Origin of the sequence: Staphylococcus sp. GDY8P119P (assembly GCF_017892075.1) — a bacterium.
Lineage (GTDB): Bacteria > Bacillota > Bacilli > Staphylococcales > Staphylococcaceae > Staphylococcus > Staphylococcus ureilyticus.
Window position 1 is genome coordinate 205,463 of sequence record NZ_JAESKJ010000001.1, and the last position, 24,109, is coordinate 229,571.

22 protein-coding genes and 1 pseudogene are annotated in these 24,109 nt (G+C 31.9%); 17 read left to right on the top strand and 6 right to left on the bottom strand.

Going from position 1 to position 24,109, the window contains the following annotated elements; translation table 11 throughout:
• The first annotated feature begins 176 nt into the window (after positions 1-176).
• The 6 genes from KA830_RS00905 to KA830_RS00930 all read left to right on the top strand — a co-directional run bounded on the left by KA830_RS00905 (position 177) and on the right by KA830_RS00930 (position 4,678).
• Positions 177-740 (top strand): GNAT family N-acetyltransferase, encoded by a 564-nt coding sequence (locus KA830_RS00905; protein ID WP_204179977.1) that lies wholly within the window; start codon positions 177-179, stop codon positions 738-740.
• A gap of 145 nt (positions 741-885) precedes the next feature.
• Positions 886-1,401, top strand: coding sequence for a VOC family protein (locus KA830_RS00910; RefSeq protein WP_046206753.1), 516 nt, complete (start codon positions 886-888; stop codon positions 1,399-1,401).
• A 28-nt stretch (positions 1,402-1,429) separates the two neighbouring features.
• Positions 1,430-2,413: a D-cysteine desulfhydrase family protein gene (locus KA830_RS00915; RefSeq protein ID WP_210134054.1), complete on the top strand. Its 984-nt coding sequence runs from the start codon at positions 1,430-1,432 to the stop codon at positions 2,411-2,413.
• 115 nt (positions 2,414-2,528) lie between these two features.
• Complete coding sequence (locus tag KA830_RS00920; protein ID WP_204179980.1) at positions 2,529-2,858, top strand: thioredoxin family protein; 330 nt, start codon at positions 2,529-2,531, stop codon at positions 2,856-2,858.
• A gap of 225 nt (positions 2,859-3,083) precedes the next feature.
• Positions 3,084-3,605, top strand: coding sequence for a GNAT family N-acetyltransferase (locus KA830_RS00925; protein WP_046206756.1), 522 nt, complete (start codon positions 3,084-3,086; stop codon positions 3,603-3,605).
• Between the two features lie 104 nt (positions 3,606-3,709).
• On the top strand, positions 3,710-4,678 hold the full coding sequence (locus tag KA830_RS00930; RefSeq protein ID WP_204179981.1) for an alpha/beta hydrolase fold domain-containing protein: 969 nt from the start codon (positions 3,710-3,712) through the stop codon (positions 4,676-4,678).
• Between the two features lie 10 nt (positions 4,679-4,688).
• On the opposite strand, the pseudogene KA830_RS13875 reads toward KA830_RS00930, so the two are convergent.
• The 3 genes and pseudogenes from KA830_RS13875 to KA830_RS00940 form a co-directional block, all read right to left on the bottom strand.
• A pseudogene (locus tag KA830_RS13875) lies at positions 4,689-4,874 on the bottom strand (IS5/IS1182 family transposase); the annotation flags it as partial.
• A 324-nt stretch (positions 4,875-5,198) separates the two neighbouring features.
• Complete coding sequence (locus KA830_RS00935) at positions 5,199-6,356, bottom strand: ArgE/DapE family deacylase (protein ID WP_210134055.1); 1,158 nt, start codon at positions 6,354-6,356, stop codon at positions 5,199-5,201.
• Between the two features lie 141 nt (positions 6,357-6,497).
• Positions 6,498-6,830, bottom strand: coding sequence for a hypothetical protein (locus KA830_RS00940; protein WP_046206759.1), 333 nt, complete (start codon positions 6,828-6,830; stop codon positions 6,498-6,500).
• A gap of 425 nt (positions 6,831-7,255) precedes the next feature.
• Between KA830_RS00940 and pgsB the strand changes: the two genes are divergently transcribed.
• From pgsB to KA830_RS00965, 5 genes are read left to right on the top strand one after another with little or no spacing between them, the layout of a single operon-like run.
• A complete protein-coding gene (pgsB, locus tag KA830_RS00945) occupies positions 7,256-8,413 on the top strand; it encodes a poly-gamma-glutamate synthase PgsB (RefSeq protein WP_046206760.1) in 1,158 nt (385 codons plus the stop codon).
• Between the two features lies 1 nt (position 8,414).
• Positions 8,415-8,867, top strand: coding sequence for a poly-gamma-glutamate biosynthesis protein PgsC (gene pgsC, locus KA830_RS00950; RefSeq protein ID WP_046206761.1), 453 nt, complete (start codon positions 8,415-8,417; stop codon positions 8,865-8,867).
• A 14-nt stretch (positions 8,868-8,881) separates the two neighbouring features.
• Complete coding sequence (locus KA830_RS00955) at positions 8,882-9,952, top strand: CapA family protein (RefSeq protein ID WP_064209259.1); 1,071 nt, start codon at positions 8,882-8,884, stop codon at positions 9,950-9,952.
• On the top strand, positions 9,942-10,100 hold the full coding sequence (locus KA830_RS00960; protein ID WP_019470031.1) for a hypothetical protein: 159 nt from the start codon (positions 9,942-9,944) through the stop codon (positions 10,098-10,100). The genes KA830_RS00955 and KA830_RS00960 overlap by 11 nt, the downstream gene beginning before the upstream one ends.
• A 2-nt stretch (positions 10,101-10,102) precedes the next feature.
• Positions 10,103-11,695 carry a gamma-glutamyltransferase gene (locus KA830_RS00965; RefSeq protein WP_019470032.1) on the top strand — a complete coding sequence of 531 codons (1,593 nt, stop codon included), beginning with the start codon at positions 10,103-10,105 and terminating at the stop codon, positions 11,693-11,695.
• Between the two features lie 82 nt (positions 11,696-11,777).
• Here KA830_RS00965 and KA830_RS00970 read toward each other — a convergent pair whose 3' ends face one another.
• On the bottom strand, positions 11,778-12,869 hold the full coding sequence (locus tag KA830_RS00970) for a YkvI family membrane protein (RefSeq protein ID WP_239436883.1): 1,092 nt from the start codon (positions 12,867-12,869) through the stop codon (positions 11,778-11,780).
• Between the two features lie 14 nt (positions 12,870-12,883).
• The gene (locus KA830_RS00975) at positions 12,884-14,221 is read right to left on the bottom strand and encodes an aspartate aminotransferase family protein (protein WP_064209400.1); all 1,338 of its coding nucleotides are present in this window, start codon (positions 14,219-14,221) and stop codon (positions 12,884-12,886) included.
• Between the two features lie 559 nt (positions 14,222-14,780).
• On the opposite strand from KA830_RS00975, the gene KA830_RS00980 reads away from it, so the two are divergent.
• From KA830_RS00980 to KA830_RS00990, 3 genes are read left to right on the top strand one after another with little or no spacing between them, the layout of a single operon-like run.
• Positions 14,781-15,365, top strand: coding sequence for an MptD family putative ECF transporter S component (locus tag KA830_RS00980; RefSeq protein ID WP_204179983.1), 585 nt, complete (start codon positions 14,781-14,783; stop codon positions 15,363-15,365).
• A gap of 1 nt (position 15,366) precedes the next feature.
• A complete protein-coding gene (locus KA830_RS00985; protein WP_046206766.1) occupies positions 15,367-16,086 on the top strand; it encodes an energy-coupling factor transporter transmembrane component T in 720 nt (239 codons plus the stop codon).
• Between the two features lie 9 nt (positions 16,087-16,095).
• Complete coding sequence (locus tag KA830_RS00990; RefSeq protein WP_204179984.1) at positions 16,096-17,556, top strand: ABC transporter ATP-binding protein; 1,461 nt, start codon at positions 16,096-16,098, stop codon at positions 17,554-17,556.
• Between the two features lie 85 nt (positions 17,557-17,641).
• Here the strand turns inward: KA830_RS00990 and KA830_RS00995 are convergent, their stop codons facing one another.
• Complete coding sequence (locus tag KA830_RS00995; protein ID WP_204179985.1) at positions 17,642-19,621, bottom strand: helix-turn-helix domain-containing protein; 1,980 nt, start codon at positions 19,619-19,621, stop codon at positions 17,642-17,644.
• A 462-nt stretch (positions 19,622-20,083) separates the two neighbouring features.
• Here KA830_RS00995 and KA830_RS01000 point away from each other — a divergent pair, with 462 nt between their 5' ends.
• The 3 genes from KA830_RS01000 to xylB all read left to right on the top strand — a co-directional run bounded on the left by KA830_RS01000 (position 20,084) and on the right by xylB (position 24,105).
• Positions 20,084-21,109: a LacI family DNA-binding transcriptional regulator gene (locus tag KA830_RS01000; protein WP_204179986.1), complete on the top strand. Its 1,026-nt coding sequence runs from the start codon at positions 20,084-20,086 to the stop codon at positions 21,107-21,109.
• Between the two features lie 199 nt (positions 21,110-21,308).
• On the top strand, positions 21,309-22,604 hold the full coding sequence (locus KA830_RS01005) for an MFS transporter (protein WP_239436884.1): 1,296 nt from the start codon (positions 21,309-21,311) through the stop codon (positions 22,602-22,604).
• Between the two features lie 16 nt (positions 22,605-22,620).
• Positions 22,621-24,105 carry a xylulokinase gene (gene xylB, locus KA830_RS01010; RefSeq protein ID WP_046206971.1) on the top strand — a complete coding sequence of 495 codons (1,485 nt, stop codon included), beginning with the start codon at positions 22,621-22,623 and terminating at the stop codon, positions 24,103-24,105.
• Positions 24,106-24,109: the final 4 nt, after the last annotated feature.

Below are 24,109 nucleotides of genomic sequence, written 5' to 3' on the forward strand. Positions count from 1 at the left end.
GATTAAGTTATACAATTAAGTTGAAATTTATGTTGTTAGGCGTAGTATCTGATATTAAAGTATGAATTGAATATTGGATATACGCCTATTTTTATATTATTAATTATTAAAATGTTGAAATATTCAGAAATTACAAATAAGATATGAGATAAGACACTAGTAAAGAAGGTGAGGCAATGCAATATAGACCATTTATAGAAATACTGCCAAAAATTACATTGAGACCGCCAGATCTTAAAATGGCCGAGGCATTATTTGAAACCATTCAAGAAAATTTCGCGCATTTATCTCGATTTTTAGATTTTATTACAGAGGATCTCACTGTAGATGCAGAAAAATCATATTTAAAAATGATGATACAACATCAAGCTGAAAGTAAAGGTCAATTATTTCTAATCTATTACGAAGATAAACTGATTGGCACAATAGATTTACATAAAATAGATTTAAAAAACAGCAAAGCAGAAATAGGTTACTGGCTGGCGAAAGGCTATACAGGTAAACGAATTGCGACAGAAAGTGTTGCATTTATATGTGGCTATGCATTTAAAATTTTAGGACTGAATAAACTCACGATTATTGCTGATGTGCGAAATATTGCTAGCAATAAAGTTGCTGAAAATGCAGGTTTTCATTTTGTCGCAACTGACGTTCAAGACATGAATGATGGTGAAAATTTTCAAGATATGAATCGCTATATTTTATTAAGAGATCATTATGATTTGGCAGAAAATAATTAAACGTAAGATTGATTGTCTATATCAAGCATGCTTAATTGTATCTGGTGTATCCAATACTCAAGCAATTGTTAAATGATTGAAATGACCCATATTTACTTTGGCAATACGCTGACAAAAAGATGATAAAAAGGGGGTTACGGACTTGATGGCTAGAGGCATTAATCATATTGGTTTAACTGTACCTGATATTGAAATAGCAACAGCTTTCTTCAAGGAAGGTTTAGGTGGTCGTATTGCTTATGATAGCCAAACTAAAATGGATGAACCTAGAGGAGGTCAATTTGTTGAACATGTATTAGGATTGGAGAATGGCGCTGAAATTGTAAAAAAAAGAATGATGGTGTTTAATGATGGTCCTAATATAGAGATGTTTGAATTTGTACAAGCCAACCAAAAAAGCGCCGTAAATTTACAAGATATTGGTTATACACATATTTCGTTTTACGTGGATGACTTTGAAACATCGCTTAATAAAATTAAACAAGCTGGGGGACGACCTATCTCTGAACCTCATAGTAATACAAAATATGAAGATACAGATGGTAATCGTACTGTATATGTGAAAACACCATGGGGAAGTTTGATTGAATTACAAACAATACCAAATGGTTATTACTATCCTAAAGATAGCGAGGCAAGCGTATTTATTCCAGACGTGTAAAAAATATTGACACAGGAGGTCAAAAGTAATGATAAGCAAAAAATTAGATGTCGCCAACTTACCCACACCTATTCATAAGTTAGAGCACTTAAGTCAACGTTTAGGCAAAGAAATTTATATTAAAAGAGATGATTATACTGGCACAGAAATATCAGGGAATAAAGTAAGAAAGTTAGAGTATACGATACAATATGTAATTGATCATGGATATGATACGATTATTACAACCGGTGCAATCACATCTAATCATGCTAGAGCAACAGCAGCACTATGTGCAAAGTATCAAATTGAATGTCATCTCGTACTAAAAGGCACCATGAAAGCTTTTGAAGGTAATTTATTTTTAGACGCTATGTTTGGCGCACATATACATGTGATCGACGACAATCAGTCTAGAGAAATAGCGATGACTCAATTGAGACATACACTAGAAGGCAAAAATAAAACACCTTTTATGATACCAACGGGTGCATCAGATTGGATAGGCACGCATGGTTATATCAATGCCTTTGAAGAAATTTTAAGACAAGAAGCCGAATTAGGTTGTCATTTTGACTCTATTAATGTCGCCGTAGGTTCAGGTGGCACATATGCAGGTTTATGGTTTGGTAAGCACAGTGATAAAATTGATACTAAGATAATTGGCTATGCAGTCAATGAAAGTGCAGAGGCCTTTAAAAATAAAGTGCAAACAATCATTAATCATTTAGATGAAAGCATAGACACATTCGATACAATCACCATTAACGACAATTATATTGGATTAGGTTATGCGCAAGCAACAGATGAAGAATTAGCATTTTATATTGACATTGCACAACTAGAAGGTATTGTATTAGACCCAACTTATACAGGGAAAGCTTTTAGAGGTATGGTTAAAGAAATTCAAGCAGGAAAATATGATGATCAACAAGCAATTTTGTTTATTCATACGGGTGGTTTACAAGGTTATACAGAAGAAACAAGAACACGTATTCAACAATTGCTGCCACATTTCGATAATAATTTATAATAAATTGAGATTGAGGATTATGATAACTTTTTGTAGTCTAAAGCAAATAAATTGCTAAAAAGACTGTATATAGTGCATAATATTAAACACTTTATAATTAAGGAGGGTGTTCTAAATGACGCAAACATTAACTTCTATGGATGAATATCATTCATTTATTAACAAATATCCGCTCGTAGTCGTTCACGTAATGAGAGAAAATTGTAGTGTTTGTCACGCGGTATTGCCACAAATTGAAGACTTGATGCGCGAATATCCAGACATACCGTTAGGCGTGATTAATCAAAGTAATGTAGAAGCAATTGCTGGTGAATTATCAATATTTACTGTACCAGTTGATTTAATCTTTCTCAACGGTAAAGAAATGCATCGCCAAGGCAGATTTATTGATATGCAACAGTTAGAACACCAATTATCCATGATGCATGAAAGTTTAAAATCATAAGTGAAAGTGAAATAGATAAAAATTGTATATTATAAGTGCTTAGACATCCTGTTGTTAGTGTATTAACATAAAAGTAATACTAATAATAGGATGTTTCAATTTAAAAGGATTATATTTAAAAATAAATTGCCTAAAATAAAAAAGAGGTAAATTAAAACACAAGTATCATATATAATAAAAATAATGTATGATAAGATTAATCTATTGAATTGAGGAGGAGTATTTATGCGCATAGAAAGAATATGTCCGAATGAAGCTGAAGCGCTGTATACTTGCATGAAAAAGATTGATCAAGAGACACAATACATGCTTTATTTACCTGATGAAAGAAGTTTTAATAAAGATAGCCTGGTTGATGATATTAAACATAATTTTTATATTGGTGTTAAAACAGATGAAAATGATATCTTAGGATATTTATCTGTCCATATTAGTAGGTTAGCTAAAATTAAACATATCGGTTACATCGTGACAGGCGTGTTAAATGAACAACATCATCAAGGATTAGCTACAAAGATGTTTCAAGAAACAATAAAGTGGGCAGAGCGGAAAGGGTTAAGAAGACTTGAATTAACAGTCATTACAACCAATACTCCGGCAGTTAAATTTTATGAAAAATTAGGCTTTAAAATTGAAGGTATTAAACATGAATCTATTTATATGGATCATCATTTTTATGATGAACTATATATGTCAATGATGATAAATCAATCATTTTCAATAGATTCAGCTATACTCGAACGTTAACTTAATATAAGTTATCAATACATATTAATATTTTGAGTGACCTATCTAATAATTGAGCTTAATCTTCTAGTCATAAATCAATCGTTTATTGGAGGTAGTATAAGATGCTAAAAAAAATATTAACCTTTGCAAGTGTTAGCGTGATAGCTTCATACTTATTTGCCAAGCTTATAGAAAAACGTAGTTATCAAAGCTTTTTGTATGAAATAATGATTAGAGCGACAAAGATGAAACAGCCATTTGAAAAGAAAATAAACGCACAAAAAGCGCTTGCGTCTGTAAAAGCACAAACGCAAGGCGAGTATGCAGGCACGGATTATAACTTTGACAATGCCGTTTATACTAAAAAATTGCACGATATAACCAATTATGTTGTGAATGATAGAGAAGATCATCAACAAAAAGTAGTGATATACATTCATGGTGGTGCATGGTTCCAAGATCCGCTGTCATATCATTTCGAATATATAGATATGTTGGCAACAGCATTTGACGCAAAAGTAATCATGCCAATATATCCAAAAATTCCACACGCAACTTATAAGGAAACTTTCGAATTACTAGAAGAAATTTATAGATATGAATTAGATCAAAAGATGAGTTCTGAGCGTATTGTTATTATGGGCGATTCGGCTGGAGGTCAAATAGCATTATCTTTCGCACAATATTTGAGAACGTTGGACTTACCACAGCCAAGTGATATTGTGATGATTTCACCTGTGCTGGATGGTACATTTAGTCATCCAGAAATTCATAGCTATGAAAAAATTGATCCTATGTTAGGTGTTGCAGGAAGCAAATATTTAATTAGCTTATGGGCTGACAAACTGTCATTAACGGATTGGAGAGTATCGCCAATATATGGAACATTCAATGGATTAGGAAGAATGACTATTTCAATAGGTACCAAAGAAACACTTTATCCAGATGCTGTTAAGCTATCGCGAATGTTAAATGCTCAAGGTATTCACCATAACTTTATCCCAGGATACCAACTATTTCATATTCATCCTATTTTCCCAATTCCTGAAAGAGCACAATTTATCAAAAAGTTAAAAAAGATTATAGACTAACATAATCACATATTAACACGGTAAACATTTTGGGTTGATATGATAAAACACCACGATGAGGTTTGAATTCATTGAATATATATTTAGAGGTTTTTCAACAATTTCATTCACATGTCTTTGATATATTATTTGTAGGAATAAGTACTGAAGTTTCCATTGGTAGTGTATGTTGAGCCATGTTATAACCATTATACATAAGTTACCTTGATAATTTAGTATAGTTAGTGTTTATTAAATTATCAAAGTGACTTGTTTTTAAGTGTTTTAATGTAAAATTACATATTGATGCGTTGTATTTTAGCGAGATGCTTGAGGGAACAGGATAAGTTGAAGACGACAGGCTGAAGCTGTCCCCATAAAAGAGCGAGCCAATAATACGAAGTATTGAGTAACAAAAAAGCACGCAGATGAATTGATTTAAATCATTTGCGTGTTTTTTTCTAGGATTTATGTACCAAATTCTATTATGTTTTTATAAGATTATATCAAAAGCGTAATGATGGCCGATTTATAATCATGCTTATTTTGAGTTATTTAAATAAGTAGAGAAGAAATCTGTAAATAAATCAACAAATGTTAGATATACATCTTTTTCCACATGCTCATCTACTTGGTGTGCTTGGTTAACAGCACCGGGACCATACATAATAAATGAAAAGTTTTCATCTTTGTCTACCAGTAAATCAGACGCGTCGGTAACACCAGGTGAAGCTTCAGTTGGTAATGTAGTATTTAAATATTTTTCTCCCATTTCAACAGCAAGTTCAGTCAATTTATTTTCTCCTGTAGTATAAACAGGTGGTCTAGACATGTATGTGTCAATATCAATATCCGTTTGTTCAGTTTCGACTTGCTTTAATATTTCACTGAAATATGAGATGAATTGTTCGTTATCATGCTCAGGAATTGTACGAATATTAAATTCAGATTCAGCATGTTCTGGAATTGAATTTACCTGGTTACCACCGTTGAAAATTGTGGCATTCATAATTGCATTGCCTAACAAATCATTGCTTTTAGTGAATTTTTCAAAGCCTTCATCAGCTTTATAAACAAATTTTACTAATGGTGAAATTGCATTGAAACCTAGCTGTGGCATAGAACTATGTGAAGCTTTACCACGGGAAGTGACACGAATGTCCATAGAGCCTTTGTGTGCATAGATAATTCGATCTTGAGAAGGCTCAGCAATCACAAGTGCATCGACATCATTCATGTATCCTTTATCTTGAAAAGTTTTTGCACCTTCACCTACAATTTCTTCACCAGCAGTTGCCAATAAACGAATTTTCCCATGTTGTAATAAGTTTTGATCATGAATATCTATCATACTGATGACTAATGCTGCTAAACCTGATTTCATATCAGCTGAACCACGACCATACAGTTTGCCATCAACTTCAGTAAGTTTGAATGGACCATATGTCCATTTACTTTCATCACCAGCAGAAACAACATCCATATGACCAGAAATGCCCAATATTGGGCCATCTTTACCGATTTCAGCCACTAAGTTTGCACGACTGTCGTTAATTTTAATGATGTCGGAATTTATGTCATGTTCTGCTAATAACTTTTGCAGATATTCACAAACTTCGATTTCATTGTTATTAACGGATTTAATGCTAATCAAGTCTTCTAAGATTTGAATTTTCTCTTGATCAGTAAACTTACTCATAATAAAAACCCCATTTCAGATATAATAAGAAAACTAACACCATAATTATATCTGAAAATTCAGACTGTTTGAAATTAAACCCCTCGTAAAAAGGCATAATAATGAGAATTTGAACAAATTGTCAAAAATAAGTTACAAAAATTAAACATGGTTTTTAGATGCGTCATTATCTAAAGACCATGTTTTTATCGTTTTATATTGGTTGATTGTTGGTTGACCTATGTGTTTAGATTGCAAATGTTTAGGGGTAGAACGATTTTCTTGTGTAGATGAAGTAGATGGTTCGGAAGATTTTGTGGTGTTGTTAGTCTCATCTACATTTTCAATATGTCTCGTATTATCTGTATCAAGTACTGCACCACGCATATCATTGCCTTGGAAACTGCCTACTAAAATCATGATTAAATAACCACAAGTTATAAGTGCAACAATAATGAGATAGAGTGAAACAGTTAACTTTACAGGTTTGCTCATGTCCATCCTCCTAGAATATCTTTAATTCCTTTCACCCTTAAGATAACATTCGAATTTTAATAATGTGTAAATTTCAAGTAAATATTATATTTCGTATTTTTAACTTTAATTAGTAATTGATGAAAAATTTTTATATTATTTTTTGCTTAAAATTTTTAACTGAAGAAAAAGCATTATCGTTGATATGAAAGTATTTAATATAATCTTTAATATAATTTTACATTAAATGTAAATGTGTATTTACATTCAATTAACAGTTAATTTATAGACTTTATATAAAATCAACAACTACGTGGTAGCATGTCATTATTGAAAGGTATAATGATTAGATTATAAATTTAAGGTCATTTTTGTAATGGTTTTTGGCTAAATTAATGATTTTAGCATGTAATTAATAAATACGCTGATGAAAAGAGGGACAGAGTTTGCTACTAATCATAATTTGTGTAGGCGTTATTCTATGGTTAGGAATTGTCGAGAAAAGAAGACATTCTGACAGATTAGAAAAGATTCCTATACGTATTAATATAAATGGTATTAGAGGTAAATCAACGATTACACGCTTGATTTACAGTATTTTGCGGGAAGATAAATACCGCGTGATTGGTAAAACAACTGGTACAGATGCACGTATGATGTACTGGTTTACACCAAGAGAATATCCAGTATATAGGAAACCTCAGGGTGCAAATATCGGCGAACAGAGAGATATCGTCAGAAAAGTTGTGAAACAAAGAGCTAACGCATTAGTCAATGAGTGTATGGCAGTTAATCCAGACTATCAAATTACATTCCAAAAGGATTTAGTGAAAGCGAACATTGGTGTCATTGTTAATGTGATGGAAGACCATATGGATGTGTTAGGGCCAACTTTAGACGAAGTTGCTCAAGCATTTACAGCAACGATTCCATATAAAGGACATCTCGTGGTAATGAAGGATGACTATACTAAATTTTTTGCTAAAGTAGCTAAACGGCGTAAAACAAAATTAATTGTAGTCGATAAAGAAGAAGTACCAGAATCATATCTACGAGAATTTGGATATATTGTCTTTCCGGATAATGTAGCAATTGCAATGGGAGTTGCTGAAGCATTAGGCATCGACAGAGACACTGCCTTAAGAGGTATGTTAAACGCACCACCAGATGTAGGTGCTGTTGAAGTTAAATACTTTAATGCAAACAATACAACGAATGTCTATGTGAATGCCTTTGCAGCAAATGAGCCACAATCTACTAAAGCAATTTTAAATAAAGTAGAATCATATAATTACCCATATCAAAGAATTGTTATAATCTTAAATTGTCGCTCAGATAGGGTAGATAGAACCCGACAATTTGTAGAAAATTTCATAAAAGATGTACCGTTCGATACATTAATTTGTACTGGAAAAAGTACCCAAATGGTATCGGAAGTGATGAGAGAATTACCCGATAAAAAATATTTGAATTTTGAAGGTAAAAATATAAGTGAAGTTGAACGTGCGCTTTATGCAGAATCACATAATGCTTTGATATTCTGTGTTGGTAATATTCATGGACCAGGAAAAGAAATCGCACAATATATAGAAGGGATACATTAATATGATAGGTTCAGAGTTATATTTTTCATTATTCGTGGGGATTGTTTTAAGCCTCATATTTGCCGAAAAATTCGGCATTAGTCCTGCTGGATTAGTTGTTCCAGGATATCTAGCGCTGATTTTCGATCAACCAATCATGCTGCTATCTGTACTAATCATTAGTTGCATTACATATTTTATTGTGAACCATGGTATTAGCCGCTTTGTTATTCTTTATGGGCGTAGGAAATTTGCTGCAATGATATTAACTGGAATGGTTTTAAAATTTATATTTGATCTAATTTATCCATTAACGCCATTTGAGATGGTAGAAATGTCCGGTATTGGTGTTGTAATACCAGGTATCATCGCAAATACTATACAAAAACAAGGTGTCGTAATAACTTTATCTACGTGTATGTTATTAACATGTATTACATACATTGTCTTATTCTTTTATAGCTTTATTAATTAGTAAGGAGCAGATATATGAAGCAATCTAAACGATTTTCTATCGATGAGCGTGTTTTGAAGTGGACAAAGCGCCATAAAAGAAGGAATTCCATATATACCGGCTTGATATTAATTATAGCGATCATTTTGTTAGTATTTGTATTAAAGCAACAGGATTTTGAACCTGTTAAAGCTATGAATAAAGGAAAAGATGAAATTAAGCTAACATATCTAGGTAATGTGGAATTAAACAATCATACAAGAAAAAACAATATTAATGATACTTTTAGTGCTGTCGAAAACATGTTAAAAGATAGTGATTATTCTACAGCAAGCTTGAATTTAACCAAGTTTTCAGATGATAGAAAAACAAATATTAATAAAAATTTAGAAAATGTAATGTTTTTAAAAAGCTTAAATATTAAAAGTTTAAATATTATAAATCAAGTTACTGATAACATTACAGCAAGAGATTTTAGTAAAGCTGTTGAGGCACAAAATGGATATAATTTTTTAACTGGTAATGGTTCTAATCCTATCAACAGTAAAACAGTACAACAAACAGTAAAAGGTAAAAAAGTAGCTAATGTTTCCTTTACAGACGTTGAGTCTGATTACACAGATCCTTTAAAAAACACTACATCCATTAGCTTGGAACCTAATATTTATGTTCCATTAATAAAAAAATTGAAAGAAAAAAATGATTATGTAGTCGTTAATGTGGACTGGGGTATAACCGATGAAAGGTCAGTAACAACAAGGCAAAAACAGTATGCACACTCACTCGTAGATGCAGGTGCTGATGTCATCGTCGGACATAACACAGTTGTTCAGGAAATTGAAAATTATAAAGATGCCAGCATTTTTTATAGTTTAGGTAATGTAACTTCAGAAGGTTTTTTATCAAAAAATAAGCAAGGTTTAGCTGTCCAACAGAATTGGAACGGTAAAAATTCTAAATTCATGATTACACCTATCAAATCAGTGGGCGGTAAATTGACTAAATCTACACCTAACAAAATTGAAGAAACAAAATTATTAAATAATATTAAAGGTGACAATATAAATCTTAAAAAAGAGAATGGAGGTTATACGTATGAACATTAAAGATCATTGGGTAAGTATTACAATAATTGCAGTTGTGTTGATAATATTCTTACTAATTGTATTCGCTAGAGCGAACGAAGGTTTAGACCGTTATGAACAAAATGAACTTAAATCTTCACACCATCAATATTTATCTAAAGGAGCTTAGCTATGAGTATTTATAATAAAAAAACGCTCATCGTAATATTACTCCTTACTATTATCATATCCTTTGCATTTTATATGATTACAAAAAAGGATAATTATGATAAAGATGATTTATATGAAAATAAAATTGCGGATCATCAACAAGACATATCGGATAAAAATTACGGTGTAGCTTCAAATAATCCGATTGCTACACGTGTTGGAGAAAAAATATTGAAAGATGGTGGTAACGCAGTTGACGCGTCAATTGGAGTGTCATATGCCCTTGCTGTCACTGAACCACACTCTTCTGGCCTAGGCGGCGGAGGTGCGATGCTGGCTTACGATGGTCAAGAAAATGTTGCACCAAAACAATGGCAGTATAAAGATATTTCTTCTTTTAATTACAAGCAAAAAGATAAAATTGGTGTTCCAGGTTTCGTTCGAGGTCTTGAAGACGCTCATAAAGAGGCAGGAAAAATGGATAGAAAGAAAATCATGAACTATGTTATTCCTTTAGCTGAAGAAGGCTTTGAAGTTGATTCAGAATTAGAAAGAAGTTTGAAACTATATGGTTCAGATGTAGATAGAGATTCACCTTTCTTTGAAGGAGAGCAAACCAAAAGAGAAGGTGATGTCATTAAGCAACCAGCTTTAGCTAAAACATTAAAAGGGATTAGAGATAACGGGCCTAATTATTTCTACGATAAAGTTGGTAAAAGTATCACTAAGCAAACGGATGACAAACTGACAGAAAAAGATTTCCAAAGTTATAAAACAGAGAAAAAAGAGCCAGTAAGTACAGACTATTTAAATAATAAAGTTTATGCTGCATCTAATCCTTTAGGAGGATCACTGATGCTACAAGGTTTAGAAATTGATGAAGCTACTAATAATCAAGCAGCTCAAGGTGATCGTTTGGATTATATCACGGGTATTTTAAAATCTAGAGACTTGATGTATCGAAATAGGGATATTGTAAATGGGCAAGATGAAGACTATGATGAATATCTTTCCCAAGATTACCTGTTAGGTAGATTAAATGAAATTAATTTTGAAAGTAATTTCAATACAAATAACATCGATAATACGAGCACAACACACTTTGTGGTTGTTGATAAAGATGGACAGTTGACAAGTACAACGAATACGTTAGCAAGCTTCTTTGGTTCAGGGGAGTATGTAAAAGAAGGATTCTATATGAATAATTCATTAAGTAACTTCTCTTCTAATCCATCTAGTCCAAACTATGGTGCTAAGCATAAGCAACCACGCTCATTTACTTCACCGAGCATCGTAGTTGGACCTGATTATTACATGGGTATAGGAACGCCAGGTGGTAACAAAATTCCTACTACGCTCAATGAGGTTATTATTGATTACTTACGTAGCGATGGCACACTACAAGAATCTATTGATAAACCACGTTTTTATAACGATGGAGGAAAAATCTTTTACGAAAATGCTACAGACCAGCAAGATATAGACATTTTCAAAAGTTTAGGATTTGAAATTGAAGAAAAACGTAATGACCCTAACTTTGGTAGTGTACAAGCTGCACTATATAATAAAAATGATAAAACAGTAGAAATCGGTCATGATGTGGGTAACAGGTAGATTTTTTTAAAAAATGTATAAAAAAAGTCCAAGGCATCAAATGATGTCTTGGACTTTTTTATTGAGTTTTAATTTCTATCATTCATGTACTGTGCTTATTTGAGAAATTATTATATAACGTACGCGCAAAGATAATAACTACAACAATTGCACCTATGTAACCTACAAATGGGTATATAATGGAAACTAATTCTCCAAAAGGTAAAGTACCACAAATAATAAAAATAACACCTAACACAACTGTAACAGGCACGCTAAGTTTTGCTGGAAAAATTTTCATAAATTCATGTTTAACTAACCAATACATTGGTGCAGTTGTAGAATAAATGCCTAATAAAATACATACTGAAAATATAAATGCTATCAATGGCGCAATCGTATTACCTAAATAAAGTACAGGAACCTCTAATTCAAATACATGATCAGAATGCACTAATAGTGCAATAATCATTACAACCACAGTTAACATCAACACAGAGCCACCAACAATACCTGTAATGCCTGCTTCTTTTCTACTATTAGATTGTTGACCAAGCTGTGAAAAGAAAATACTTCCTGCTAAGATGTTATAACAGAAAAATAAACCGCCAGCTTGCCACCAATGTGTTGTTGGTTGTAAATTTTTAGCGCTTTCTGGTAAATAGAGCATATTAGATAAATTACCGATATTTGAGAAAAAGACAATTAGACAAATACCTATTGTCAAGATGACGATAATCGGACCTACAGTACCAATAATATCAACCAATTTTTTTAAACCTAAAATCACTGTAATCATTGCAATAATGCCCATACCTAGTACACCAACTAGATTGGGAAGATGGAATTGCTCTGCAACTACAGCTCCTGTACCAGCAATCATGATGACAACAATGCTAAAAATAAAAATAATTGTAAAGTATTCAATCATTGTTCCCAGGATATTGCCACAATAATACTTAAATATTCTGCCAGGTTGTTTTAATTGAAGATCAAATCCCTTCATCATTAAAGTTGAACCAAGTAAACAGAACAATAATGCGCTAACTAAAGCTCCGAATATACCATATATGCCAAAGGAAGCAAAAAATTGCATCACTTCTTGTCCTGTTGCAAAACCAGATCCTATGAGATAAGCGATGTAAGCACCGCTAAGTTTTATAATATTTGTGAGTTTAATTTGTTGTTGCATCATTGATTCCCCCAATTTTACCAACCTTGACCAGCAATGTCGTAATTATCTAATTTTCCAGATGCTAAATCTTCAATTGCAGATTCTAAGACATTTAATGCCGTATCAAGTTGGTTATACGTTATGACTAATGGAGGTTGGAAACGGAGTACGTTTCCAGCTACTGCAATAATCACAACGCCATTATCAAAACAGCGATTACAAACTTTTAATGCCGCTTCCGCATCACGTGTTTTACTGTCTTTATCAGCAACGATATCAATACCAATCGACAATCCTTTGCCTCTGACGTCCCCAACTGCTTCGAATCGTTCGATCCACGTATCCATGCGTTTGCGTACATATTCACCTTTTTCTGTACTCGCTTGAAGTAAATGTTCATCCTCAATCATACCAATTGTAGCCAAGGCCGCTTCACAGCTTACTGGGTTAGCTCCTGTTGTAAACAAATGTGCTGGCGCTTCTAATGTGTCCATGATTTCAGCACGTCCTATAATTGCAGACATAGGTAGTCCACCTGCTAATGATTTTCCAAAGGTAATCAAATCCGGTTCAATATGATAATGTGAAACTGAACTCCATTCGCCAGTTCGACCAAGACCTTGTTGGATATCATCCACTGCTAATAAAATGCCATGTGTCTTGCATAAATCTTGTAAAGCTTCAAAGTAGCCATCTATTGGCTCTAATAATCCCCCGTCACCTTGTATTGTTTCAATAACGATACAAGCTACTTCATCAGCAGGTACATACTTTTCAAACATTTCTTTAAGTGGCGCGAGGTATTCATCAACGGTGTTAGCGTTTGGACTACCAAACATGCCTCTGTAGCTATCAGGGAATGGAATATGATAAAAGCCTGGCAACATTGGACCATATTTTTTTCTCATGTTTAGACTTATTGCGGACATCGATAATGACCCATAAGTTGATCCGTGGTAAGCATTCACGAAACTGATGATATAAGGTCTTCCTGTATATGCTCTTGCAAGTTTTACGATACCGTCATTTGCATCTGAACCAGAAAGTCCGAAAAGAACACGTTTTTCGTAGTTTCCTGGTGCGATTTCACAGAGTTTCTTAGCAAGTTTAACTAAAGGCTCATGATACATATAAGCAGGCGTATAGTGTATGAATTTATCTACTTGTGATTTAATAGCATCTGACACTGGTTGGGGTGCATGCCCTACATTTTGTGAGCTAGCACTAGCAAGTAAATCGATATATGTATTGCCGTCCATATCAACAAGTGTTGCACCATAACCATGAGAAATAGCTAATGGATAATATTTTATTCGTCCTGGTTTAGCAAAATACTGACTATCTTCATTGATTAATTGAGTGGCTTTTTCCATTCTGTCCATAAATATCATTCCTCCCATGTATTACTCAATATAAATTGGTTTAAAAGTTATACAAATTCAATTCGCACCTTTAACTTCATATCCCGTTTTTTAAAGAGTGAGGTGTTATTAAATATGTTTTATATAATTTCATTAATATTCTTAAATATAATGAAATGGTGATACGTATGAATATACTAAGAAAATTCGGAATTGTAAATATATTCTGAAAATTTAAAGTTGAATAACACTTAAAATTTGTAATATGACACATATAATCTTTCGTAATGCGTTGTATGAAGACAAAATATGCATTTATTAAAATTTTATAGAAATGATGTATTGATAATTGAGCAAAACATAGGGAAGATGAAATATATAAAACGATGAAATGGATAGTTAGGTTTTGAGAAGTTTTTCGTTTATAATATAAATGATATGAGCGATACAATTCGATGTAATTGATAATTGTTTTCAATTATAGTATCTTGAGTCTACACTAATGTTATAGCATAGTTATGTTTACTTGTATTAATAATATTTATCGTTATATGTAAAGAGGGAGTTTTAGATGAACAATAGTAAGATAGAAGTTAAAGATTTAATAAATATAGGACTCTTTACGGCTATATATTTTATTTTTATAGCACCTCCTGGCATTTTAGGTATTATACCTATATTCATGTTATTGCTTCCTGCAATGGTTGGTTTAGTAGGTGGCATACCTATTATATTACTAATATCAAAAGTTCAAAAATTTGGTGCATTGACAATATGCGGAACGATTGTAAGTCTTATTTTAGCTATTATGGGACATCCATGGATTGCGTTGGTATTTAGTATTCCTGTGATATTATTAGCTGATGGCTTAATGGCTATGAAACGTTATAAAAGTTGGAAACACAATTGTTTAGGGTACATTCTCTTTTCCTTTTGGCCCATTGGTACATTTATACCATTTTACTTTATGAGAAATTCATATTTATCCTTTATTCAAGAAAAATACGGTATTGAATATGAGCAAACGGTCGCCACTTTATTTTCTGTAGAAATGATACCAGTTATTATTATTACTACAATCATTGGTGCATGGATCGGCGTTTATATAGCAAAATTAATTTTAAAAAAACATTTCAAACGTACAGGTATGATTTAACATGTATAGTCAAACGATCCCACAAAGCCACTTACTAAATTTAGATCCTAGAATTAAAATTGCGCTTATCTTGATGATATCACTCGTTGCATTAACAGGCGGCGTTACAGGTGTTGAAGTGTATTTAAGGGCAGTAATCATACTTGTGCCAGCATTATTATTATTATGTATTAAAAAATATACTATAGGGCTAGTCATCTTGATATTAACTGTGATGGCGTGGTATGGAGAAGCGTTTGTAACGATTGATGGTAACCAAGTTGCTACATTGTTAATTTTTGTACCGGCAGGCATCATAACACGTTTTTTACCATCCCTCGCAATGGGCTATTATATATTTAAAACCACACAAATTGAAGTGCTAATAACAGGTTTAGAACGAATGAAATTGTCTAGAAAAATCACGATTCCAATTGCCGTTATGTTTAGGTTTTTACCGACAATTAGAGAAGAATCGGCTGCTATAAAGGATGCTATGAAGATGAGAGGTATATCTTTGAAAATTGCTTTTATACATCCAATACAATATGTTGAATATCGAGTTGTTCCATTACTAAACAGTGTTGTGAAAATTGGTAACGAATTAACTATTGCTTCAATTACACGTGGGTTGAATTTAACGCATAGACGTACATCAATCATTTCGCTTAAAATACGTTGGTTAGATTGGTTGTTGTTAGTGTTAATACTGTTCCTTTGTATCATTTATTATGTAATGTGAGGGTAGGATATGATTCAATTTAAAGACGTATCTTTTAAATACGATGAAAGCAAAAGTAAAATATTAAATAATATTAACCTTACTATTGATGATGGTGAGGTTATTTGTTTAACAGGAACTTCAGGTTGTGGAAAAACAACTTTAACAAGGTTGCTAAATGGTATTATTCCTAATTTTTATAAAGGACAGATAGAAGGTCAAATTTTAATAAATCATAAAGATGCACAGCAACAAGATGTTTATAAGTTAACACAGCAAAGTGGTTCAGTTTTCCAAAATCCAAGATCACAATTTTTTTGTTTGAATACGACTAGTGAACTGGCATTTGAACTTGAAAATTATGGTGTATCAGCTAGTCGGATTATGACACGAATCAAAGAAACCGCTGAACAGTTTAATTTTAAACACCTTTTAGATAGGGATATATTTAATTTGTCTGGCGGTGAAAAACAATTGCTAGCTTGCAGTGCTATTCAAGTATATGGTCACGAATTGATTATTTTGGACGAGCCATCGTCAAATTTAGATTTTAATACAATGTTAAAGTTACAACAAATGATCAAAACTTGGAAAGCGGAAGGAAAAACAATTATTATTGCTGAACATCGATTACACTATTTAACTAAAATAGCTGACCGTTTTATGATAATGAATGACGGAAAAATAAGTGCAATTTATAAAAATGAACAATTTAATAAGTTATCAAATAAACAATTAGCAAAGCTAGGATTAAGAGCTATTCATTTAGAACAATTGCAAGTAAAAACTAAAGTGAATAATAAAGTGGGGTACTTAAGTTTACAAAATTACTATTTTAGATATAAGAGAAGGCAAAAATTAGCTTTAGATATAGATGATATCAGTATCAGTAAGGGAAAAGTGACAGCGATTATTGGCCATAATGGTTCAGGTAAATCAACATTTGCGCGCTGTCTAACTGGAGTCGAGAAAAAATTTAAAGGGACTATTAATACTGGAGAAAAGTGGGTAACACCACAACAAAGTCTTGCAGAAGCTTATTTGGTATTTCAAGATGTTAACAATCAATTATTTGCTGAAAGTGTGGAAGAAGAACTGAGGTTAAGTAATCCAACTTTAAATGATGAGACAATTAAGCGGTGTTTGCAAAACTATAGTATTTCTGAACATCTAGACAGACATCCTTTGTCACTATCTGGAGGTGAGAAGCAGCGTTTAGCTATTGCTAGTGCAGTAGAAACGAAAAGGGATATATTGATTTTTGATGAACCTTCTAGCGGTTTAGATGGTCACCATATGCGGGAAATGAGTACAATTATTAACCAATTGGCAAATGAAGGACACACAGTATTAGTTATAACTCATGATTATGAAATGTTACTCGCTTGTGCAGATGAAGTGCTTCATTTAGAAAAAGGAAAAGTAAAAAAGCAATATGAAATTAACAACGATACAATTGAATATTTACAATCATTTTTTAATATCATTTGAAAAATACAAGATGTAAATAATTAAACGAGATAGATATTATTGATATCTATCTCGTTTGTCATGTTTTTAATGTATTTTTGATAAATCAAGAATTAATCGGAAACATGATATATTTTATTTCTGATTTTGTAACTGTAATAGTTAGTAAATTATGATAACTATGCATCGTTAACTTAGAAAGTGGAGTATTAGCCTTGTTGATTTGTTCGAGAATTTTGGAATCAATAGCGCTTAAGTCCAGGTTATTTGGGATCAAATGTGAAATGATACCGTGATTTTCGTTAAGCACTCGTGTGTAAACTGGAAAATCAGTGATGTAATTATGAACGATATTTGCAATTAGGTCAGATGTTGGTGTTGAATAGTTTAAACTATTAAATAATAGCATGTGAAAATGATGTTTAGATTTACCAATTAAACCATAAGGGAATTTAGCGATATGCAAATTTAAAAAAGGTTTTAATAAACTGAAAACGTGAACGATTGGCATGGTACTACAATTATGATTAATCAGCATAAATTGTTCATCATCTTCAGAAAAATATGGAAATGCAAAGCCACCAATTAATGTTTGAAAATCAATTAGCAAATGCATCAGTAAGATATGTGGTGAAATGGACATATCTTTATAATAATGTTTTAAATTGGAATGTGTGAGATTATTAAAAACCACTTTTTTGGCAATAGTTGGATGTAATTGGTTTAAAAATAACATAATGGTCTGATGGGTATCAAAAGCATTATCAGTGTTGAACCAGTTTCTTGATATAATGTTTTTTAGTAAATACCAATCTGTATCAATGAAATAAAAATCAGCATTTAATGAACTAATATTTTTTTGAAATCTTGAAAAGTTTCCACTGTTTTCCAAGATATGTCCAACATTAACCGCACATTTTATAGTGGGGAACTGTTGTTTAAAGTTATCAATTAATCTTTGGTCATTTTTAAATGTTTTATGGTTTGTTTCAATAAGTAAACTAACATTTGAAATATGTTCATTAAGCAGCGTTAATGAAGTCAATAGTTTTATAATTTGGTAATCAATTGATTGTGAAAAGGATGGATTATCAACTTTCAAAGTTATTTCAAAACCTTTGATAAGCAATTGTTTGATTGCTGCAAATACATTGTGATGGTCTAATTTGTTTAAATCATCGAAATTAGTGTGAAGTAAAATTAAATTTGGTTTTGAAATTAGCGATAGCATATTAATTGAAAAAGTAGATTGATTAAATGAGATTAACTTATGTAAATCATTAAACGTGATAAAAGTACGTGTCATATTAAATTTCTGAGTATACTTCAGTTTATTCAAGACGATTTGATTAGACGAAATATGTTGATTATGAGAAAAATTATATAATTTGTTGATAGTCTTGCTTAAGTTGGGAGTGCTTAACGAAACTTGGTATAGTGAATTTAAATCATTTTTTCTGAATTGATGAATATAGAATTTTGGCGGCATCTTTATATAGAATTTGAAATTTTTAGAATATGTACTAACATTAGTGAAACTATATTTTAATGCGACGTCGTAAATGCTTTGTTCTTTCTCTAATAAATCAAATAAAGATAATGCAATTTTAAGAGAACTTGTATATTGTTTGAAGTTCATATTTAATATTTTGGAAAATAAAATAGATATATATGATTGTGATATATAAAAAGCATTAGATACTTGTTTTGTAGTTAAAGGTTCATTGATGTGTTTATGTATGTATTGAGTCAAACGTTGAACCAGAGGGTGTTTAGTATACAAAATAGGTAGATATTGATCGTCTAAATCAACTTTTGCTTCTTTAAGTAAAAACTCAATAATATTAGATATATAAAGATGCATACATTTTCTATTTTGAGTATGATTCTGTAATTTTTGCAAAACTAAGTTTCGAAATTGCTCTATATATTTAATTTGTTTGATATCAAACAAAGCATTAGCGATGGATTTATCTTTTTCTATAAATAAAGGTAATGGAATCTTAAGTTCTATTAAATTATCAATATCGATATATTGATAAAGGTCTGCATTATTGATTATACAAGCGTGATCAATAGTTATCATCGATCCATTTAAATTTATTTTACATGATTTATTTATAGGAATTAAAATAATAATTTCATTTATGCATCTTGCCAACTCAGTCATATAATGATTTTTTATTGATAGAGAGCTTATCACAAAGATCACCTTTACTTTATTTTGTTACACTCACAATTAAATGATTAACGTTATTGTACAACTGACACAGACAAAATAGTTAGGTTACAAATAAAGTTTGTTAAAATGATATTAAGAATTAATAATTCGTATTTTGGATATGAGTATAGATAGAAAAATCACTATTTTGGAAAATAAAATGCCTTTTGAAGTAATAAAATGATAGGTTTCTATTTAATTTACTTGAAAAAGAAAAAATCTCAATACTTATGATAGCGCTTGCATTTATTGTGGTGAATATATATAATGAATCTAGCTGACATGAATAAGTCGAAGCAAATAACTTAAACGTTTAAGGTGAGTGGCATGGAAAAAAATAAACCTACACTTCATGATGTAGCAAAAGTTGCTGGGGTATCAATTGCGACCGTTTCCAATGTATTGAATAACAAAAGTACTGAATTAGGTAAAAAGACGAGGCAGAAAGTATTAGATGCAATTGATAAATTGCATTATGAACCGAATCAATTTGCAAGAAGTTTAAAAACAGGGCAGTCTAATTTAATTGTTTTTATTGTACCTGATCAAAATCCTTTTTTTACTGAGATACTGACAGAATTAAACAACGAATGTCAAAAACATCAATTGCATGTAGCTGTTGTGTCGTCTGAGGAAAACGAGTTAAGACAACAAGCGTTGATAGAAACATTTATCGCGCAAAATGTAAGCGCTATTATATTAGTTCCAGTGAAGTCTAAATTAAAATTTAAGAAAGAGTGGAGCCAAACACCTATCTTGACCATAGATAGGAAAGTAGATGGTACATATTTACCTTCTATAAGCGTGGATAACAAGAAAGCAGCGTTTGATGCAACTCAGAGAATTATTGATAGTACCTGTAAAAATATAGGGTTACTGTTAGCGAATCCTGATATAAGCACAACGTCAGAACGGAAATCTGGATATGAACATGCGTTGAAAAAAAATAATATTAAGTTAGATGAGCAACTCATTTATTATAGCAATCAGCAATTGGGTACGGATGCACAAATTGACAGTGGGTATCATGCGACTAAATCATTAATTAACAAACAGGTTCAAGCTGTTGTGGCAACTAATCATTTATTGTTATTAGGTGCTTTACAAGCAATAAAAGAAAGTGGCAAAAAAATTTCTCAAGATATGATTATCATTGGTTTTGATGATAGTTACTGGAATGAAATTTATACTCCAAAATTATCTGTCATTTCACAACCTACAAAAGAGATAGGTCGTGTCGCAGGCGAAATGATCAATCATCTAATTCAAGGGGAAAATGTCTCTTCGATTGAACTAAATACAAAACTAATCATACGTGAATCTTGTTCATTTATAAAAGATAAGTCATTATGATAAAAACTAAAATGTATTCCAAGTCTGATACTTGTTGATTGTTGTTATGATTATATACATTGGAGTAGATATTGTATTATGAATTGTTTAAACAAGACGGGTTTTTGAAATCATTTGATTTTAATCCCGTTAACTTAATCGCTAAAACTTAAACGTTTAAGTTTATTTTAGTTATATTTTTAAATAAGGGGGAAATATTTTGAATAACATTACAATTTCTAAAGATAGTCCAAAAACATGGATGGGAATCCCGAAAATTATTTTTATTGCACTTATAGCTATATTTATTTTTATGACAGGAGATGGGATTGAACAGGCATTTTTATCAAAAAATATTGTTGATATCGGTTTTTCTAGTGGTCAAGCTTCCTTAGTGTTTACTGTATATGGCGTGATGGTAGTTGTGGGTTCTTGGTTAGCGGCTGTTTTATCTGATGTTTACGGTCCTAGGAAAATAATGGCTTTAGGAACAATAATATGGTTAATTTTCCACGTGCTTTTTTTAGTGTTTGGAATAGGAATGGAAAATTTGCCTATGATGTTAGTGTTATATGGTATTAGAGGATTAGGTTATCCTTTGTTTTTGTATGGTTTCTTAGTATGGGTAACCTATATCACTGATAAAGCAAGATTAGCCACAGCAATTGGTTGGTTTTGGGCAATGTTCTCAGTTGGAATGGGGGTAATTGGTACTTATTTACCTAGTTTCACTATTCCATTTATAGGTTTTAATGGAACACTATGGATGTCATTAATATGGATTTTTATAGGAGGTTTAATTGCATTTATCGTTGTAGGAAACCGGGATGTAAAGCCGAATATAACGCTTTCGGTTAAACAAAGATATACTAAAGTATTAAAAGATATCGGCGTAGTTTATAAGAATCCAGAAATTATTAAAGTCTTTATCGTACGCATCATTAATCAATTGTCTTTGTTTGGGCTAGTTATTATCTTTCCAGTATTATTCACGGAAACTATTGGATTTTCAATGCAACAATGGTTATGGACATGGGGAACAATGCATGTGACGTGTATCGTTGGTGATGTAGTTTGGGGTATTATTGCTGATAAAATTGGTTGGAAACGTCAAGTGATGTTATTTGGTTGTATCGGTTGTGGCATCACGACATTATTATTTTATTATTTACCAATACTTAGTGGTGATGTGTTTGCAATTGCAATTTTATGTGCAGTATTATTCGGTATTACACAATCAGCATTTGTACCTATTTTTGCAATTTTTACAGCTTTAGAGCCTGATCATATTGGTGCTACACTTTCTTCACATAATCTTGCTGCTGGATTGAGTAATTTTATTGCACCATTAATTGCCACGCTTATATTACCTTTATTCAACGAAGTTGGCGTCGTATGGGCTTTTGCCATTTGCTATTTCGTAGGTGCAGCAATCACTTATTATATTAAAGTTCATCAACCAGGCATTGGGGACGATAAAGTTGAAGCATTAAATGCACAAATTGAAAATTATTAAGAAAGGAAGATGTAAATTGGAACAGGTTGTACTTGGTATAGACATAGGTACGAGTTCAGTTAAAATTATTGCTGTGAATAAAAGCGGTCATGTTATTGAACAATCAAGTATTCCTTTGAAATTGAGTCAGCCATATATTGGCTACAGTGAACAAGATCCTGAATCATGGGTGGAGGCAGTAAAAGAAGGTATAAAAAAGTTAATAAATACAGAGACAATGACAAATAAACGTATTAGCGCCCTTTCGTTTTCTGGACAAATGCATGGTTTAGTACCACTGGATAAAACATACCAACCTATTAGAAATGCAATACTATGGAATGACACTAGAACTACTAAACAATGCGAGGAATTAGAAAACAAATTTGGGAAGACACTTTTAAATAATCCTATACTTGAAGGTTTTACATTACCTAAACTTTTATGGATGAAACAGAACGAACCAAATTATTGGCAACAATTAGAAGTGTTTTTGTTACCTAAAGATTATGTACGCTATCGACTAACAGGTCATATTGCTATGGAATATAGTGATGCAGCAGGTACGCTTCTTTTCAATCCAAAAACAAATGACTGGGAAAAAGAAATTGGGGACAAGTTGGAACTTGGTGATATATACCCACCGTTAGTACAGTCGCATAGTTATGTAGGTAATGTTACAGAAATAGTTAAAAAAGAACTAAACATTAAAGAAGATATTGCTGTTTTTGCTGGTGGTGCAGATAATGCATGTGGCGCTTTAGGTTCAGGTGTTATTAATGAAGGTCAAACGTTATGTAGTATAGGAACTTCAGGTGTGATTTTATCGTGTACTACAAATAATCAAGTAGATTATGGACATAACATTCACTTCTTTAAACATGCCATGCCTAATATGTCGTATGCAATGGGTGTCACATTAAGTGCAGGTCATAGTTTAAATTGGCTCAAAGAAAAGCTTTTTAAAGCATATTCATTTGATGAAATCTTGAATTTTGCTGAGAAATCTACTATTGGAGCAAATGGTTTGTTGTTTTCACCATACATTCAAGGTGAGCGAACACCACATGGTGATGCATATATTAGAGGAAGTTTCATTGGGATAAATAGTAATACAGAAGAAGCGGATTTTGCACGAGCTACAGTGGAAGGCATTACTTATTCACTATATGAATCCATTGTATATATGAGAGAAAACGGTAGGCATATTGATGAAATTATTTCGATTGGTGGTGGCGCTAGAAGTAGTTTTTGGTTACAAATGCAAGCAGATATTTTCAATACTCAGGTCACTGCATTGAAATATGAAGAAGGTCCAGGTGTAGGAGCAGCCATGTTAGCTGCATATGGATTAGGTTGGTTTAATACAATGCAAGCATGTGCTGAAACATTTATAGCGCTAGGAGAGACATATAAACCAAATATAGAAAATCATAAAAAATATAAACAGTATTTTGAAATTTATAAGAATATATACGCTCAGACAAAAACGATAACAGAAAACTTATTAAATATTAATTAACTAT

Bases quoted from the DNA above. Each gene is read 5' to 3' on its own strand.
- KA830_RS00905 (WP_204179977.1), top strand. From the start codon at position 177: ATGCAATATAGACCATTTATAGAAATACTGCCAAAAATTACATTGAGA.
- KA830_RS00910 (WP_046206753.1), top strand. From the start codon at position 886: ATGGCTAGAGGCATTAATCATATTGGTTTAACTGTACCTGATATTGAA.
- KA830_RS00915 (WP_210134054.1), top strand. From the start codon at position 1,430: ATGATAAGCAAAAAATTAGATGTCGCCAACTTACCCACACCTATTCAT.
- KA830_RS00920 (WP_204179980.1), top strand. From the start codon at position 2,529: ATGACGCAAACATTAACTTCTATGGATGAATATCATTCATTTATTAAC.
- KA830_RS00925 (WP_046206756.1), top strand. From the start codon at position 3,084: ATGCGCATAGAAAGAATATGTCCGAATGAAGCTGAAGCGCTGTATACT.
- KA830_RS00930 (WP_204179981.1), top strand. From the start codon at position 3,710: ATGCTAAAAAAAATATTAACCTTTGCAAGTGTTAGCGTGATAGCTTCA.
- KA830_RS00935 (WP_210134055.1), bottom strand. From the start codon at position 6,356: ATGAGTAAGTTTACTGATCAAGAGAAAATTCAAATCTTAGAAGACTTG.
- KA830_RS00940 (WP_046206759.1), bottom strand. From the start codon at position 6,830: ATGAGCAAACCTGTAAAGTTAACTGTTTCACTCTATCTCATTATTGTT.
- pgsC (WP_046206761.1), top strand. From the start codon at position 8,415: ATGATAGGTTCAGAGTTATATTTTTCATTATTCGTGGGGATTGTTTTA.
- KA830_RS00955 (WP_064209259.1), top strand. From the start codon at position 8,882: ATGAAGCAATCTAAACGATTTTCTATCGATGAGCGTGTTTTGAAGTGG.
- KA830_RS00960 (WP_019470031.1), top strand. From the start codon at position 9,942: ATGAACATTAAAGATCATTGGGTAAGTATTACAATAATTGCAGTTGTG.
- KA830_RS00965 (WP_019470032.1), top strand. From the start codon at position 10,103: ATGAGTATTTATAATAAAAAAACGCTCATCGTAATATTACTCCTTACT.
- KA830_RS00970 (WP_239436883.1), bottom strand. From the start codon at position 12,869: ATGATGCAACAACAAATTAAACTCACAAATATTATAAAACTTAGCGGT.
- KA830_RS00975 (WP_064209400.1), bottom strand. From the start codon at position 14,221: ATGGAAAAAGCCACTCAATTAATCAATGAAGATAGTCAGTATTTTGCT.
- KA830_RS00980 (WP_204179983.1), top strand. From the start codon at position 14,781: ATGAACAATAGTAAGATAGAAGTTAAAGATTTAATAAATATAGGACTC.
- KA830_RS00985 (WP_046206766.1), top strand. From the start codon at position 15,367: ATGTATAGTCAAACGATCCCACAAAGCCACTTACTAAATTTAGATCCT.
- KA830_RS00990 (WP_204179984.1), top strand. From the start codon at position 16,096: ATGATTCAATTTAAAGACGTATCTTTTAAATACGATGAAAGCAAAAGT.
- KA830_RS00995 (WP_204179985.1), bottom strand. From the start codon at position 19,621: ATGATAACTATTGATCACGCTTGTATAATCAATAATGCAGACCTTTAT.
- KA830_RS01000 (WP_204179986.1), top strand. From the start codon at position 20,084: ATGGAAAAAAATAAACCTACACTTCATGATGTAGCAAAAGTTGCTGGG.